The organism is Congregibacter variabilis, from assembly GCF_045689235.1.
Classification (GTDB): domain Bacteria; phylum Pseudomonadota; class Gammaproteobacteria; order Pseudomonadales; family Halieaceae; genus Congregibacter; species Congregibacter variabilis.
Map to the genome: position 1 here is coordinate 905,897 of NZ_CP136864.1, position 16,665 is coordinate 922,561.

Annotated in this window: 13 protein-coding genes and 1 tRNA gene; 6 read left to right on the forward strand and 8 right to left on the reverse strand. The window is 54.8% G+C overall.

What is annotated here, in order from left to right:
* The first annotated feature begins 11 nt into the window (after window positions 1-11).
* Genes R0135_RS04120 through R0135_RS04140 form a run of 5 tightly spaced genes read left to right on the forward strand, consistent with a single transcriptional unit; the run spans window position 12 to window position 7,835 of the window.
* Entirely contained in the window at window positions 12-1,736 is a 1,725-nt protein-coding gene (locus R0135_RS04120) for a DUF1592 domain-containing protein (RefSeq protein ID WP_407348984.1), read from the forward strand.
* Window positions 1,733-3,067, forward strand: a complete 1,335-nt coding sequence (locus R0135_RS04125; RefSeq protein WP_407348985.1) for a DUF1552 domain-containing protein — start codon at window positions 1,733-1,735, stop codon at window positions 3,065-3,067. The genes R0135_RS04120 and R0135_RS04125 overlap by 4 nt, the downstream gene beginning before the upstream one ends.
* The gene (locus R0135_RS04130) at window positions 3,042-4,478 is read left to right on the forward strand and encodes a hypothetical protein (RefSeq protein ID WP_407348986.1); all 1,437 of its coding nucleotides are present in this window, start codon (window positions 3,042-3,044) and stop codon (window positions 4,476-4,478) included. The genes R0135_RS04125 and R0135_RS04130 overlap by 26 nt, the downstream gene beginning before the upstream one ends.
* Window positions 4,479-4,504: 26 nt before the next feature.
* Window positions 4,505-5,527, forward strand: coding sequence for a hypothetical protein (locus R0135_RS04135; protein WP_407348987.1), 1,023 nt, complete (start codon window positions 4,505-4,507; stop codon window positions 5,525-5,527).
* 1 nt (window position 5,528) lies between these two features.
* A complete protein-coding gene (locus tag R0135_RS04140; protein ID WP_407348988.1) occupies window positions 5,529-7,835 on the forward strand; it encodes a chlorophyllase/cutinase-like alpha/beta fold protein in 2,307 nt (768 codons plus the stop codon).
* Between the two features lie 30 nt (window positions 7,836-7,865).
* On the opposite strand, the gene R0135_RS04145 is transcribed toward R0135_RS04140, so the two are convergent.
* Together R0135_RS04145 and R0135_RS04150 are read right to left on the reverse strand one after the other, a co-directional pair.
* Entirely contained in the window at window positions 7,866-9,137 is a 1,272-nt protein-coding gene (locus R0135_RS04145; protein WP_407348989.1) for an amidohydrolase family protein, read from the reverse strand.
* A 21-nt stretch (window positions 9,138-9,158) separates the two neighbouring features.
* A tRNA-Arg gene (locus tag R0135_RS04150) sits at window positions 9,159-9,235 on the reverse strand.
* A gap of 113 nt (window positions 9,236-9,348) precedes the next feature.
* Between R0135_RS04150 and R0135_RS04155 the strand changes: the two genes are divergently transcribed.
* A complete protein-coding gene (locus tag R0135_RS04155) occupies window positions 9,349-10,470 on the forward strand; it encodes a PilT/PilU family type 4a pilus ATPase (RefSeq protein ID WP_407348990.1) in 1,122 nt (373 codons plus the stop codon).
* Window positions 10,471-10,585: 115 nt separating this feature from the next.
* Here R0135_RS04155 and R0135_RS04160 read toward each other — a convergent pair whose 3' ends face one another.
* The 6 genes from R0135_RS04160 to R0135_RS04185 all read right to left on the reverse strand — a co-directional run bounded on the left by R0135_RS04160 (window position 10,586) and on the right by R0135_RS04185 (window position 16,639).
* Window positions 10,586-11,587, reverse strand: a complete 1,002-nt coding sequence (locus R0135_RS04160; RefSeq protein WP_407348991.1) for an NAD(P)-dependent alcohol dehydrogenase — start codon at window positions 11,585-11,587, stop codon at window positions 10,586-10,588.
* 99 nt (window positions 11,588-11,686) lie between these two features.
* Entirely contained in the window at window positions 11,687-12,970 is a 1,284-nt protein-coding gene (locus R0135_RS04165) for an acetyl-CoA hydrolase/transferase family protein (RefSeq protein ID WP_407348992.1), read from the reverse strand.
* 78 nt (window positions 12,971-13,048) lie between these two features.
* On the reverse strand, window positions 13,049-13,486 hold the full coding sequence (locus tag R0135_RS04170; RefSeq protein ID WP_407348993.1) for a DUF3429 domain-containing protein: 438 nt from the start codon (window positions 13,484-13,486) through the stop codon (window positions 13,049-13,051).
* Window positions 13,486-14,028, reverse strand: coding sequence for a DUF3833 domain-containing protein (locus tag R0135_RS04175; RefSeq protein ID WP_407348994.1), 543 nt, complete (start codon window positions 14,026-14,028; stop codon window positions 13,486-13,488). The genes R0135_RS04170 and R0135_RS04175 overlap by 1 nt, the downstream gene beginning before the upstream one ends.
* A 234-nt stretch (window positions 14,029-14,262) precedes the next feature.
* Window positions 14,263-14,628: a hypothetical protein gene (locus tag R0135_RS04180; protein WP_407348995.1), complete on the reverse strand. Its 366-nt coding sequence runs from the start codon at window positions 14,626-14,628 to the stop codon at window positions 14,263-14,265.
* 163 nt (window positions 14,629-14,791) lie between these two features.
* The gene (locus R0135_RS04185; protein ID WP_407348996.1) at window positions 14,792-16,639 is read right to left on the reverse strand and encodes a propionyl-CoA synthetase; all 1,848 of its coding nucleotides are present in this window, start codon (window positions 16,637-16,639) and stop codon (window positions 14,792-14,794) included.
* Window positions 16,640-16,665 lie beyond the last annotated feature (26 nt).

The following is a 16,665-nucleotide window of genomic DNA, read 5'->3' on the forward strand; positions in this document are numbered from 1 at the left end:
AGGGTCAGGGCTTGATCAAGCGTACTTTAGCTCGCTCGCTGGCAGCCCTTGTCGCAAGCTGTCTGTTGTTAACGGCCTGCAGTCAAGAGACTGAACACAGTGTCGTTGGCGCATCAGAGTTACGGGTCCGGCTGCTTACCGGTGCGCAGTACAGCAATAGCATCGCGCATGTCTTTGGTAGCGACATAAGCGAGAGTGTCATACCGCCGCTACCGCCGCTACCGCGAAAAGACGGTCTCCTGGCCTCCGGCGCCTCATTCGTAGGCCTGACTTCAGATCAGGTATCACAAATTCAGCAGGCTGCTGCAACGATCGCCGCTCAGGTGGTCGATCATCAACACCGCGACTACCTCGTGCCCTGCAAACCCACTTCCAAGAATGCGCCTGACGACAGCTGCGCCGCGCAGTTTATAAACGATAGCGGGCGTTTGTTATTCCGGCGGCCGCTGCAAGAAACGCGGCTGACAGAGCTGGTCAGTGTCGCAAGACAAGCTGCTGACACCACCGGTGATTTTTATGAGGGTCTCGCCCTGGCGCTGGAAACCTTGCTGATTAGCCCTGAGTTTCTGTTTGTCATCGATCATGCCGAACCCGACCCCGCAGTCACCGGCGCTATGCGATTGGACGCCTACGCCCTCGCATCGCGATTAAGTTTCTTCCTCTGGAACTCAACCCCCGACGCAGCCCTGCTGGACGCTGCCGAAAGTGGTGTCCTGAATACTCGGGCCGGACGGGAAGCGGCTGTCGACCGCCTGATGAGCAGCCCTCGATTGGAAGTCGGGATGCGAGCGTTTTTTGATGACATGTTGGCTTTCGATGATTTCGATAGTCTGGCCAAAGACCCGATCGTCTACCCTAAAGTCACGGCAAAAACGCTCGCTGACGCCCGGGAGCAAACCCTCAGAACAATTATTGAACATTTGCTCGTAGAGAACGCGGACTATCGAGATCTCTTCACGACTCGCAAGACCTTCATGTCCATGTCCCTGGCAGCGCTCTACGGGATCCCCACAGACAAGGGCTGGACGAGCCATACCTTTGACGAGCAGAGTCACCGCGCCGGCCTACTGACGCACGTGAGTTTTCTGGCCGCCAACTCTCACGCAGTACGAAGCTCTCCCACGCTGCGAGGCAAGGCAATGCGCGAACTACTGCTCTGTCAGCATGTACCGGATCCACCACCTAATGTGGACTTTTCCAAACTGGAGGATGCCGGGGATGTACCGACAGCCCGAGAGCGCCTGAAAGTCCACAACACCAATCCATCCTGTGCCGGCTGCCATCTTATTACCGACCCCATGGGTCTTGCGCTGGAAAACTTTGACGGAGCCGGAGCCTACCGAGAAACCGAAAATGGTGCGATTCTCGACATCAGTGGCGAACTGGACGGCGTGTACTTCGACGATATTCAAGGCCTGGGGATTGCCATGCGGAACCATCCCAAGCTGTCCGCCTGTCTGGTCAATCGCCTTTATGCCTATGGAACCGGTGGACCCGTATCTTTGCGTTATGACCGGGATATTCTAAAGCGCTTCGAGAACCGGTTCGTATCCAGTGAGCACCGTGTTCCCGCCCTTCTTCGGGAGCTGAGTTTAAGTGATGCGTTCTCATCGATTCGACAGCCCCGCGACACTGCCAAGGCCGTTGCGCAAATCGACAGCAGGCGTGTATTAGCAGTATCACCGCACAGTACTACAGATAAAATCGTGGCCAGCCACGAGGAGGCAAATCGATGAGTCGATTAAATCGCCGGCGTTTTCTTAGAGGGACGCTCCAGGGTGCCGCGGTGAGCGTTGCCCTGCCTTTCCTGGATGCTTTTTTGGATGGCAACGGCAAAGCATTGGCCTCCGGAGAGTCTCTGCCAACACGATTTGGCACCTGGTCCTGGGGACTGGGCATGAATAAAGATGTGTTTGTACCCAAAAAGACCGGCGCGAATTTCGATCTGCCACCGGAGATTGCTGCTTTGGCCTCGGTGCAAAAACACATCAACCTGTTCACTAATTTTGATGTCTTCAAAGACGATGCCCCCAACCTTTGCCATCACTCCGGCTGGGTGGTGTTACGGTCCGGCATCGCACCCACTTCCAGACCGAATCGTCCCGGCGAGACAATCGATGTTTCCATTGCCAGGAAACTCGGCAACGAAACGCGGTTCCGCAGTCTCAGCGCCAACGCCACAGGCGACGTTCGTGACAGCTTCAGCTACGAAGCAGGGAACTCAGTCAATGCGCCGGAATGGTCTCCCCTGCGTTTTTATCAGCGACTATTTGGTGCGGATTTTCAAAACCCTAATGCAGAGACTTTTTCTCCCGATCCTCGATTGATGATCAGAAAAAGTGCCTTGTCATCCGTACAGGAAGATGCAAAAAAACTTAATCAGTCTTTGGGCGCAGAAGACCGAGCTCGCCTGGACCAATACTTCACAGGGATTCGCGATCTGGAGCGACGCTTTGACCTGCAACTGACCAAGCCCGATCCGCGGGAGGCCTGCATCATTGCCGACGCACCGCAGGACATGCCCAGCGGGCTGGACGCGGATTTGGTCTCCAAACGTCACCGCATAATGACCGATCTGATGCTTATGGCTGTAGCTTGCGATCAAACCCGCGTCTTTAACATGTTCTACGCCTCGGCATTCTCGGCGACGACTAAGCCCGGTTACGACAAGCCCCATCACACGGCAACGCACGAAGAAGCGGTGGATGGATCACTGCACTATCAGCCTAACGTCTCCTGGTACACCCGCCGCGCCATGGAAGAGTGGGCATATTATGTGCAGGCACTGGCTGACTTTCGCGAGGGAGACGGATCGCTGCTCGACAATTCACTGATCTATGCCACCACCGATCAGTCCTTCGCAAAAATGCACGCTATCGACGGCATACCCATGTTTACCGCGGGCAATGCCGGCGGCAAAATCAAGACGGGCTTACATATCGACGGTGGTGGCAGTCCAGGCTGTCGTCTTGGATATACGGCCCAACGCCTCATGGGACTGGATATTGATAGCTGGGGCACAAAGAGCAATACCACCTCTGATGCCATCGGTGAAATACTTGTTTAGCGCCTTTTCCGCAATAGCCAAGTCCTTGGTGCTGCGCACTCTGACACTGTCCCTGGTGAGTATTACCCAGGCTCAGTTCGCTTTTGCGGCTGAGTCCGGGCTGCCAGCAGAAGATGCCCGCACAGTTCGTGAGGTGTATCGCACTGTGCCGATGCCTGAGGGTTTTCATGTGGAAGCTACGGAACTGGAGGGCCCCGTTTTTGCTAATGAGCACGGTAAAACCCTCTATACCTGGCCACAACTTAAGTTGCGCAATGGTTACAGCGGCGAAGCGGCCGGCAAGGCCGCGTGCTATGACCAGGTTCGTCGCGTTACCGCTGGGCTGATGAGCCCCTACCCCCCCGGTCTGCAGTTACCAGAACTTGATACCCGCCCTAGCTGCACCGATCTTTGGCCCCCGGTGCTGGCAGATATCACAGCCCAAGCCATCGGAGACTGGAGCATCATCCTGCGCAATGACGGAGCTCGCCAGTGGGCCTATAAAGAACAGCCTCTCTATACATCGGTGCGCGACAAACAAGCAGGAGATACCTATGGTGGCTCCAGGCGAAAACGCCGAGCGGATGGGAGCGGCGATGGCGATTCCCCCGCCGGGCGTGTTCCGGCAGGACCGCCTGCATTAATGCCGCCCGGCTTCGCAATCAAAACCACCAGCCTCGGGCGCATGCTGACTACCAAGCAAAATTACGCCGCCTACGCTTTTGATGGCGACCGCACGTCCGCCTCAGCTTGTGTGGAAGATTGCCTCAAAGAACGCAAGCCGATTCTCGCTCCGTCCATGGCTAAAGCGTTCGGTGAGTGGAGCATTCTGGAACGCGCGCCGGGAGTGAGGCAATGGATGTTCCGTGGGGCTCCGCTGTATACCTACACCCTGGACCCTGAGCCCTGGAGTTTACTGGGGAGCGATGATCCTGGATGGCGCAACGTGTTCACACAGTACGCTCCCGCAACTCCAAAAAGCTTCACCTTACAAAGCACCCTCGCTGGCATTGTTTTGGCTGATTCACAGGGTAAAACGATATACAGCTATCAGTGTGGGGACGATTCCATAGATCAACTTGCCTGTGACCACCCCGAAGATACTCAGGTGTATCGTCTGGCGATCTGCGGTGCCGGTGACCCTCAAACCTGCCAACAGAACTGGCCTTACGTTATTGCCCAAGACTCCGAATCCAGCGTTAACAGAGCCTGGAAGATTCTCAGTATTGATCCGAACACGGGCCGCCTGGCTTCCGCTGATAATCCCGCGGCCCTGCGTGTTTGGAGCTTTAGAGATCGGCCGGTCTACACCTATGCCGCCGACAAAGCTCCGGGGGACGTTAAGGGCGCGGGCACGGGAGAGTGGCGCGGCAAACGGAACGGACTCCTGGCCTTTTGGGTTCGCGACGACTACATGAAGGGCATTCAGTGATCTATCGTATTTTGCAAGGAGCCACGGTGGCTGTTGCTGTTCTTACTGGAACGGGCGCAAGTGCACAAGCACAGGACGCGCCCATCCGTGATGGCAAGATTGGCTATGCCATGACGGATCTATTCTGGTCCGTTTACCAGACACCGGATGCCAAAGAGGAGTGCCCCGAAGGCTTTAACGACGGTCCCCGGGAGCAATTCGAAAAGCTGTACCCCAATCACACGGCAATGACCGTGCAGGACACTCAGCTGCGCCAGGAAGTTCAAACCTGGCTGCCAAGCACTGAGCCTGACGGTTTTGAATTCCGGGAGGTTGAAGGCGCCTATTCCTGGGGACTCGATCTTGATGGCGTTGCCAGCGATGAGGATTTTGAGCACCCCGACGGACAGGCGGGGATAGATAATCAGGTCTATCGCGCGGTGGGCTGCATTATTGGGTTTAGAGGCCCGGACGGCGTGGAGTACATATTCCAGAATAAAGCTATTCTTGACCAAAACTACAGCCGCATGATGATCGAGCTTGGCGACGTTGACGATCTTCAAAACGACGACTCTGTTACTGTTAATTTGTATCGCGGGCGCGACCGCTTGTTGACCGATGCGACCGGTTTGAACGTCGTCCCCGGAGGATCACAGAGAATTGATCGGCGCTGGGGTGAATCTCTCATACGGCACACTACCGGGCGCATCGAAAATGGCGTTCTGCGCACAGAGCCTATAAGCGAAGTGGTGATTCCATGGATGAACCTCAGTGTTCCCACCGTGCAAATCATTCGAGACATGCGTCTTGAGCTCACGCTGACTCCCGAAGGGGCCACGGGTCTTGTGGCAGGATATGCAGACATTGATAGCTGGTATTACCAGTTGATACGCAACGACTCCACACACCACCTGAGCAACGGACAAATTTCGGGTATCTCTTTGTATAAAGCGCTTCGCCGTTTGGCTGACGCTTACCCGGATGCAGATACCGGCGCCAATACCGCCATTTCAACGGCTTTGGATGTAAAGATGCGCCAAGTATTTATCGTCGACACCGAGAATAACTAGCATGAAACGCCCGCGTTCCTCCCGAAGCGGCTCTTACTGGTCGGTGAGTTCCCTCGCTGCGGCAAGTACCGTTATTGTCATGAGCGGCGTCAATGTCGCTCTTATGGATACCGGCCTCGGTAATATTCTGGAGTTTCTGCTCGGTGCTGTGCTTGGCCTCACTGCCATAGCTCTGGCCACATTGATCGTCGGTCTCATTACCGCCGGCATTCAGGGTATCCCCCTGGCAGCTGTGAGTGTCATCGGGGGTGCGACGCTCGCGGTTTGGGCGCTCAAAGAAAACGGACCCTCGTCCGTAGCCAGAATGCTGCTCAACGAGCAGCAAGGGATCATGGAACTCAATATCCAGGCCCTATCGCCTATCTCGCTCATGGTCATGGTGTTGGCCACGGCGGCAGTTGCAGGCCTCATCACCCTCCTGGTGACAAAAGGTCTCGACTCGCTGAGTCGGCCACGCAGGACTATGCTTCTGATCGTCACCATCGCATTAGCAGGCCTGAGCCTAAAAACTGCCTGGACACTCATGGATACCGGGAGCAACCCCTATCCCGACGACGGAGCACACCCTCAGGTCCTTAGCATCCCCTTTGCGCCAGACAATCCGGGAAGCCCTGGAGACTTCAGCTTTCAGAGCCTGACCTATGGCGCGGGAGAAAATCCCCGACGGCCGGAATTTGGCAGCGATCGCGATATAGAGAGCCGGGTCGTAGATGCCAGAAAACTCCTACCCGAGTGGAAAGACTTCAAGCGCAGTATGCGCGAGCGTTACTGGGGTTTTGGACTCGCCAAAGCCCCTCTCAATGGCCGGGCCTGGGTTCCCTCAGGCGAGGGCCCCTACCCGCTTGTACTCATCGTACACGGCAATCACGGCATGGAAGATTACTCCGATGACGGCTATGCCTATCTAGGAGAGTTATTGGCCAGCCGCGGATTTATCGCGGTATCGGTTGATCAAAACTATATCAACGGCAGCTGGTCCGGGGACTTTCAGGGCAAGGAAATGGCAGCCAGAGCCTGGCTGCTGTTAGAGCATGTTGCGCAGTGGCGCGACTGGAATGAAACACCGGGGCATCTTTTTGAATCCAAGGTAGACCTCGAAAACATCGCGCTCATCGGTCACTCCCGGGGTGGTGAGGCGGTATCTATAGCGCATAGCTTTAACAAGCTATCGCATTTTCCTGATGATGCCACCGTCGAATTCGACTATGGATTTAACATTCGCGCGCTTGTGGCCATCGCCCAGGTAGATCAGCGTTATCATCGACGTGTAAAGCTCACAGACGTGGATTTTTTTAGCATTCACGGGAGTTACGACAGCGATGAACCGGCTTATCACGGTTTGCGCCAGATGAATCGAATTCAATTAAGCGATGAGGACTACTTCTTCAAAGCGGGCGTCTATCTTCACGGAGCCAATCACGGCCAGTTCAATACAGGCTGGGGCCGTTACGATTACTCACCCCCTGGTGCCTGGGAACTTAACACCGCTCCCATAATTCCTGGCGACGAGCAGCGCGAAGCCGCAAAAATCTTTATCTCTGCATTCCTGGAGGGTTCGCTGCATAATGATCAGCGCTTTTTAGCGTTTCTTAAAGACCCTCGCAGCCTCGCGTCCTGGCTCCCAAGACAAACCTACGTGCATCAATTCAGGGATTCGAGCTTTCACGCCTTTGCTGACTTTGAAGAAGATATCGATGCGAGCACCGCCAGTCAGCCTGGTGGGTACATCAACACCGCCAATCTGGCGATATGGCGCGAAGATGCACTGAAACATCGCGACAAACGTTTGCAGGGGAGCAATGCAGTTGTGCTGGGCTGGGAAAAGCCTGACGCCCAGTACACCATTTCGCTAAACGATAGTCAGTCTATTAGCGCTGACCGCTCTCTCGTGTTTGCCGTTAGCGGCTCCACAGAAAAACTCCCTTTAAATCCGGTCACCGAGGACGTGGAGCGCCCTGAGATTGCAGATTTTAGTATCACTCTCGTTACTGCCGACTCGCGGGAAGGCACAGTGCAAGCGTCCCAGTTCGCGCAGTTGATTCCCCCCGTAAGGGTGCAGTACATGAAAAATGCCAAACGCAATAAGAGAGACTACAACGACATCTGGGAACCGGTACTGCAGTACGTCGAGATTCCGTTTAGCGCCTTTATTGACGCCAACCCTGAGCTATCCCTTAAAGATGTCCGGAATGTTCGCTTCAGTTTTGATCAGACTGAGCAAGGCATTCTCATTCTGGACAACATAGGCAGTGCTAAGCGCACGCAGTCACAGAGCCCGGTAACAAGGGCTACCAGCACCGGTCAGTAAACTCAGGCATGCGTTAAGGTATTAGAAGCCTCACTCAGGTTTACGGTAGACCTCGCCACCCTTCATAACCAGAGACACCTCTCGTAATGCCGATATGTCGACCAGAGGGTTGCCCTTAACAGCGACAAGATCTGCCAACAGTCCGGAGCTGACTCGACCCACGCTATCACTGAGATGAAAAATCTCTGCGTTCCCAGCAGTCGCGGCACGCAGGGCTGCTTTAGAGGACATCCCATACTCCACCATCATTTCCAGCTCCCGCACGTTGTCGCCGTGAGCGTACACGCCGACATCACCGCCAAAGCAGATATCCACACCGCTTTTGAGTGCCGCCTGAAATGACTCCCGCTTGCGGCTTATTCGCTCCGGCTCGACTGCTACACCCTTTTCCCAGCCAGCATACTGGGAGATCGCATCTCCCGCGGCCAGTGTCGGACACAGCGCCACGCCGCTCTTCTTCATTAAGCGCAGCACATCCAACGTAGCGCCATCGCCATGCTCAATGGTCTCGACCCCGGCTAGTACCGCCCGCTCAATCGCCTCGGCTGTCGCTGCATGAGCTGCAACTCCCCGGCCACTACTTCGAGCCGTTGCGACAATGGTTTTAAGCTCATCGGTAGAAAACGTCGCCGCCGCGGTGCCCGAGGGTCCCCAGCGGTAGTCTGCATAAACTTTCACAAAGTCGATATTTCGACCAATCTGACTGCGTACCACCCGAATCAAATCATCAAAGCCATCGGCGGTCTCAGCACCGAGTGGCACGGTGACATCCTCATGAAATCCCTTGGGCCCGTAACTACCCGTCGCGACAATCGCTCGCCCCGCCACCAGCAAGCGAGGACCGGGGATCAGACCTTTCTGAATGGCATCACGTAAGGCCACGTCGGCGTATCCCGCGCCTTCAGAGCCCAGATCACGCATAGTCGTAACCCCGGCCTGCAGGCTGTCCCGGACATGATTCACCGCCCTCACAACCCGCTCTGCCTCTGACTCTTTGAGCACCTGATCATTCCAGGGAGTTTCGTTGTAGGGGTGCAAAAGAACGTGTGAGTGTCCTTCGATAAGTCCCGGGAGTAGGGTCTGATCGTCAAGCTCCAACAGGGTATCTACTGTTAGTTCGGGCGCTTTGGTCTCAGGACCGGCATAGAGGATCGACTCATTGGAAACGATAACGATCCAATCCTCGTGCAGCTCACTGCCGTCAAAAACCCGCGCCGGCTCGAGCCGCGTCACCTCCGACTTTGCCGGGAGAGCCATCAAAACAGTGCTAGCAAGAACTAAGGCCGAAAGGACGCGATTCATCTGTAGCCTCTGGTAGTCAATTGGTCCGCCTGGCAAGAGTCGAACTTGCGACCTGCCGCTTAGGAGGCGGCTGCTCTATCCTGCTGAGCTACAGGCGGAAAGGATCTCGGTATTCTATCCGAAAGCCACGGTGCTTCGTAGCCGACAAAGAACGCTTTTCGCACCGCCGCAGCAATGCGATACTTCTAGAACGACAACAGAGGTGTACGCAATGGGCGACATGGATCTCGAAATCGCTCCTTATCTGGCTTTAATGGTCAATAAGGAAGGCGAGGATATCTATTTCCACTCCGGGGCTAAAATTCTCATCAAGGGACCCTTTGGCTTCGCCTGGATAGGCGAAAAACTGCACCCCGGACAGGTCGACCATATCTTTCGAAGCATTGCTTCGGACAAAAAGATCATGGAGTTCGAAGAGCACGGCGAGGTGGATTTCAGCCTCGGGGTGCCTAACCTTGGGCGATTCCGTGGTTCTGCCTTTCGTCAGCGCGGCGAGACCTCACTGGTCTTTCGCTACGTGCGCAATGAAATTCCCACCGTAGAAGAGCTGGGTCTACCCTCGGTACTCAATGATCTGGTCATGGAGAAAAACGGATTGGTCGTGGTCGTAGGTGCAACCGGGTCCGGTAAGTCCACGTCTCTGGCAGCCATGATTGATCATCGCAATACCAATGCCGCCGGGCATATTCTGACGCTCGAAGACCCCATTGAGTATCTTCATAATCACAAACGTTCCGTAGTCGCCCAACGAGAAATAGGCGTCGACACGGAGAGCTACAGCACGGGTATCCGCTCAGCCATGCGCTCCGCACCCAACGTCATACTTCTGGGTGAGATACGGGATCACGAGACCATGGAGTTTGGTTTGAAATTCGCCAACACAGGGCACCTCTGCCTGACGACGCTACATGCAAACAATGCGGTGTCAGCACTTGAACGGATGATCACTTTCTTTCCGCCAGAAGATCAGGGCAATGAAGTAGTGAGAATTGCCCAGAACCTGCGTGGCATCGTTTCTCAACGGCTCGTGCCAACGATCGACGGCGGGAAATGTGCGGCCATGGAGGTAATGGTTAATACACCTCGCGTTCAGGATTTGATCACCAAACAAGATCTCACTGAGCTTAGAAGTACTATCGAGCAAGGGTCCAAGTATCAGATGCGCACCTTCGATCAGGCACTGATCGAGCTGTACGAGAAAGGCACCATTACCGCAGAAACAGCCGTGGAATACTCTGACTCGAAGAACAATGTGTCCCTGCACATTCGCCTGAACAAGGGCGATGCCTTTGGCAATGTGGATCTTGAGCTGGACGAAATCGATCGTCGCTAAACAGCCGTCATTAAACTGGGCCTAAGGGGCGGTCAATCCCCGCTCCCTAAGCCCAAATATCCTGACCCCGCCGTTTCAGCCATAGCCATAGCCATAGCCATAGCCATACTATGTTTTAGCTAAGACTCAGACCTATTTTTCCGAAGTGCTGACCACTTTCCTGATAACGAAACGCCTCGGCCAGTTGGGGCAAGTCAAAGCTACGATCAATTACCGGCTGCAACCCCCACTCTTCAAAGGCTTTCACCATATTCGCCTGCTGTAATCGAGAGCCCACGGTAATCCCTGACATTGTCGCGTTGCGCTGAAAAAACTCCGCCAGAGGCACATCGCCAGAAATGCCTGTCAGTACGCCGATCATACTGATGGTTCCTCCAATGCGAAGCGCGCGAACGGACTCAGTGATCGTTCCCGGCCCTCCCACTTCGACCACCAAACTCACACCACCGGTAATCTCGCTGGCCAGACGACCCCACTGTGGCTGCTCACGATAATTAATGACCTCATCCGCCCCCAGAGCCCGAAGTTTTTCCAGCTTTGTTTCACTAGATGAGGTGGCGATAACCTTGCAACCCAGAAACTTGGCAATCTGCAAAGCGAAAATACTGACACCACCAGTGCCCTGAACCAGTACCCAGTCGCCGCTGCCTAAGTTGGCCTCTTCTTTCAGCGCACGCCAGGCGGTGAGCCCGGCACAAGGCAGTGTTGCCGCTTCGGCAAAGCTCATATGCTTTGGCATGAGCGAGAAGGCCTTTTCTGACATAGTGACGGTCTGACTGGCGAACCCGTCTTCGTGATCCCCCGGGACACCGAGAAGCCGCTCCATACTGGCCTCACCCTCCTCCCAATTGGGAAAAAAGCAGCTCATCACACGGTCGCCCACCGCAAAATCAGACACGCCAGCGCCCACGGCAGTCACCTCGCCCGCACCATCGGACATAGGAATACGCTTATCTTCTACCGGCAAAAGCCCTGCGGCCACCAAGTAGTCGTGAAAGTTCAACGAGCTTGCATGCACACGCACCTGCACTTCTCCAGCATCAGGCGACCGCGAGGATGTCTCGGACACCTTTAGATTGTCCAAACCACCGGGTTTTACAACTTGTACGCACTGCATGCTACGACTCCTTCTTTGTTTGTTAGGCAACGTGCTCCGCCGGCATAACGGTATTTACGATCGATAGTGTCAGTCTCTCCTAACCATCACGATGCCGGGCTAGGAAAGCTTGATGTTTAGTGTATCGCGGGCCTCGCGAGCAAGCTCTTCCTGAAAATCAGGATGCGCGATAGCGATAAGGTCACAGGCTCTTTGTCCCAGAGACCGGCCCCGAAGCTGAGCCACGCCAAACTCAGTGACTACGTAGTCAACCTGCGCTCTGGTAGTTACCACCCCGGCGCCTGCAGCAAGCGTCGTGACTAATCGCGACAGAGCGCCTCTTTGAGCGGTGCTTGGCAAAGCGATGATCGACTTTCCGCGCTCTGAATAGGTCGCCCCAAGAACAAAGTCGACTTGCCCACCCACCCCGGAATAAATCTGGTGTCCGATGGAGTCCGCACAAACCTGACCGGAAAGGTCAATCTGCAGGGCGCTATTGATAGAGGTTACGCGCGAGTTCTTCGCAATGACCGTAGGGTTATTGACGAACTCTATATCCAGAAATGTAACTTCAGGATTGTCATCGACATGCGCATACAAAGCATCACTGCCCATGGCAAAACCAGTCACGCTTCTACCCTTGGCAATCTTCTTTTGTGAGTTGTTGATCACCCCTGATTCCAGTAGAGGCAACACCCCATCAGAGAACATTTCAGTGTGCACGCCGAGATTTTTACGATCACCCAGGCAACGTAATGCTGCATCTGGAATCGCCCCGATCCCCATCTGTAGGCAAGCGCCATCCTCCACAAGGCTCGCCACATGGGCACCAATGCGCGCCTCGATGTTAGAGGTGCTGGCGGTCGCTACGTTAATCAGCGGCTCTGACAGCTCAAACGCACTGTGAATATCCCGCACATTAATAAAGCTGTCGCCATGGGTTCGCGGCATTAAGGGATTGATATGCGCGACGATCTTGCCCGCCATATCGCAGGCGGCCTTTGTGGCCTCCACGGAGATACCCAATGAACAGTTACCGTGTATATCCGGTGGGGACACTTGCACCAGTACCGTATCGACGCGCTGCTCGCCTTTGCGAAACAGCTTGGGAATTTCCGATAAAAACATAGGCACATAGTCCGCACGCCCATCGTTGATGAGCTTGCGCGTTTCTCGGCCGGCAAAGAAACAACGGTGCCGAAGATGTCCTTCCATACCTGCCGCTGTGACCTTGTCCGCATGCTCAAGGTGAAGCTGCATCAAAGTGATGTTCTGGTGCTGCAGCGCGTGCTCTGCCAGAGCATCCAGGAGAAGTACCGGTGTCGCAGCCATAGAGTGGCACCAGATAAACTCATCACTGTGAATGCAGCTCACAGCATCCAAAGCGCTTTCACAGTGCTTCATAAACAGAGTATCCAAAGACAGGATGGGGCTAGAGTCTAGCCCCCGGCCTAGGCTGTCCGCAATGTATTAACACAGGCCTCAGAAGGGGGCGCGCCACATCAAACCAACGGCGAACATCATATGTGACAGCACAGCTACAAAGGTGAGCCAACTTCGCATGCGGGTGTACCAGATAGCTCTTTGCGGGAGCTGTCGCTCGTACCACAGCAGCATCAGGTGCCCGAGCATCAGCAATATTGCGGCCAGTAAGGGCTGAGCAGTAAGCATGGCGAGTACGGCAAAGACCACAATGCCATTACTCACCAAAATGGTTGCGCCCTGACCCACCGTTGGCTCGGGAAGCGTCTCGCCCCACAGTGTTCCGCCAAGAAAGCAAAGTATCGCAGTGGAATAGAGAAGAAACGTACGCTGGGAGAGTGCCAATAAAAGATCATCGAGAAACATGACGCCCAAAGCGGCAGCAACGAAGGGCAGTAAACCCGCAAGACCCAGAATCTGCATCAGGCGCATAGACATCAGTGCGATACTTGCTGTTTTTCAATCGTTAGCACTATCTCACCCACGCGAAATCCAAATTTGCGCATCTGAGATTCATTGATCAACAGGTCCGAAGTCAGTAGATACATACGGTCATCAATGCTCAGGTCAATATCACCATCCCCATAAGGCACTCGCAGGACGTAATCGAGGAACATCGCATTGCCAGCAACGCTTGCAACGCCCTCACCCACCACGTCCCCTGCGGTCGCCGTATAACGCCCTTCGCCGGCGGGGGTCAAAGTCCAAACGCGGCGACTTTCTTCGCCATCGTCAAAAATAAAGTCTTCTTCGAGAGTCCCAACCCCATCGCGCCAATAGGCGTTGATATCGGCACTAAACCGGCGGATAACCAGCCCGCTCCGGTTCTTAAGGACGCCCCTCGCCAGAAGATCGCCATCAAAGAATTCCTGTGGATTGAAAATGGGCGCCTGCCCCGCGTAGTCCTCCACCGAAATACTGCCGCAGGCGCTCAGTGCAATCAGTAACGTGAGTAACAACAGCCGTTTGTGGTACGTCATAGACAAACCTCGATAAAGCAATTGAGTCGGTTACGCGCGAAGGCCTTCACAGGATCAGTTTGCCCACCAGCAAACGCGGGGCCTGGCTACGAGGCGCAGGCAAAAAAAACCCGACCAAGAGGTCGGGTTAAAAAATACAACCATCTGGGGGAGAGATGGTGTGCCGTAACGACTGAACGTTACAGGCTTTTGTTACGCCCCCAAATTCACGGTGGATCACCGTTGAGGCAAAAATTAGAGAGAAACGGTGCGTCTCACGGCCTGAGAGCCATATGCACAGCTCCCGCTATTGCTGTAGGACTCCAAACGACGCTGAGCGATGTCCGAATTCCCCGAGGATACTCCGAACAACAGCCCATCTATGTATCCGAGCGCCTTGGCGTAGATCACATCTACCTGAGCCTCAGGAAGATTACCTACAACTTCGTCAAAGCGTTCGTTGAACTGGTCTTCATTAAGGTAGCCCAGCGCGTCGTCTGCCAATACACAACCCAACTGCGCGGCGGCATCCAGATCCACAGAGCTCAACGTCAGTGCATGCGCAGGCGCGCCAAGTCCCGTAGCAAGAAGAATAAATACACACAAATTGCGAAGCATCATCGCCGCAACCTTCATTAGATCGATGAGCGGCACGATAGCGACGAAATGTGACAGTTATGTGTCAGCAAAATGACAAATTTATGTCACAAATCGATACAAACTCTCACGCACAGACGGGCCGCTATCGCCCTAATTCTGTTCCAGCTCAAAGGACGTCAGAAAGCTAGTCTCGCGGGGTAATCAAGGCGCTGATTTCTTCGAGAATTGCCGGGTCATCAATGGTCGCCGGGACTCTGTAGGGCTGCTTATCAGCGATACTGCGCATGGTGGCGCGGAGAATTTTTCCTGAGCGCGTTTTTGGCAGCCGCTTAACCACGTAGCACTGCTTAAACACAGCGACCGGGCCAATGTTTTCGCGAACAGACGCGATTATTTCCGTCACGATATCACTGTAATCCCGCTCCACGCCGTCTGACAGCACGATAAGGCCCAAAGGGAGCTGGCCTTTCAATGCGTCTGCCACACCAATGACTGCGCACTCAGCGACATCTGGATGAGCCGCCAACACCTCCTCCATTGCGCCCGTAGACAGACGATGACCCGCCACGTTGATCACGTCATCTGTGCGAGCCATTACAAAGACATACCCCTGCTCATCTATGTATCCAGCATCGCCCGTCTCGTAATAACCTGGAAAGCGCGAAAAATAGGCTTTTTGATAACGCTCGTCAGCATTCCATAAAGTCGTAAACGTCCCCGGCGGAAGGGGCAGACGGATCGTCAGAGCGCCGATGCTATCGTCGGTAACCACCTCCCCCTGCTCATCCAGAACCACGACATCATAGCCAGGCACAGCTCTGGCGGGGGACCCAGGCACCACGGGTAATGGCTCTATCCCCAGACAGTTCGCACAAATAGGCCAGCCGGTCTCAGTCTGCCACCAGTGGTCAATAACGGGTATCGAGAGCTGCTCTTGCGCCCAGTTAAGCGTATCTGGATCACAACGCTCCCCAGCCAAAAACAAAGATTTAAGGCTACCAAGATCATAGTTCTTCATTAGACCGGCTTGGGGGTCTTCCTTTCGGATCGCTCGAAATGCCGTCGGCGCGGTAAATAAGACGCTCACCTGATATTGCTCGATCACTCGCCAAAATGCGCCCGCATCAGGCGTGCCTACGGGTTTTCCCTCGTACAGCAATGTTGTGTTCCCACTGAACAGGGGGCCGTAAACGATGTAGCTGTGACCGACTACCCATCCAACATCTGAAGCCGCCCAAAAAACCTCGCCAGGCTCAACGTTGTAGATGCTCTTCATACTCCACTTGAGCGCAACGATACTGCCCGCGGTGTCTCTGACCACACCTTTTGGCTCGCCGGTAGTACCCGAGGTATAAAGAATATAAAGCGGATGGTTTGATGGTACCGGCACACATGCATGCATCTGTGCATCGGCCATGGCATCGCTCCAGCTAATATCACGCCCCTTCAGAAGATCTGCATGCAGCTCGGGTCGTTGCAGAACAATACACGTAGAGGGTTTGTGCACTGCAAGATCGATCGCCGCATCCAGAAGCGGCTTGTACGCGACAGTCCGAGTCGGCTCGATGCCGCAAGAAGCGCTCAGAATCACCCTTGGCGTCGCATCATTGATGCGCACCGCAAGCTCATTGCTGGCAAAGCCACCAAAAACGACGGAATGTACCGCACCCAATCGCGCGCAGGCCAGCATACCGATAACCGCCTCAGCAACCATAGGCATGTAAATCAGCACCCGATCTCCCAAACCGACTCCCTGAGCCGCTAAGGCGCCTGCACAACGAGCTACCGACTCCAGTAACTCTGCATAGCTATAGCTGCGTCCGCGCCCGGTAACAGGACTATCGACAATCAGTGCTGCCTGGTCCCCGCGCCCCTTTGCCACATGCAAATCCAGGGCGTTGTAGCAGGCGTTGGTCAAACCATCGGGATACCAACGATAGAACGGCGGGTTGGAGTCATCAAGCAGCCGCGTCGGCGCCTCAAACCAATGGATATTCCTGGCTTCTTGCATCCAGTCGACAGGCTTTGTCATACACCACTCTCTGCTCCAGCGTTTGA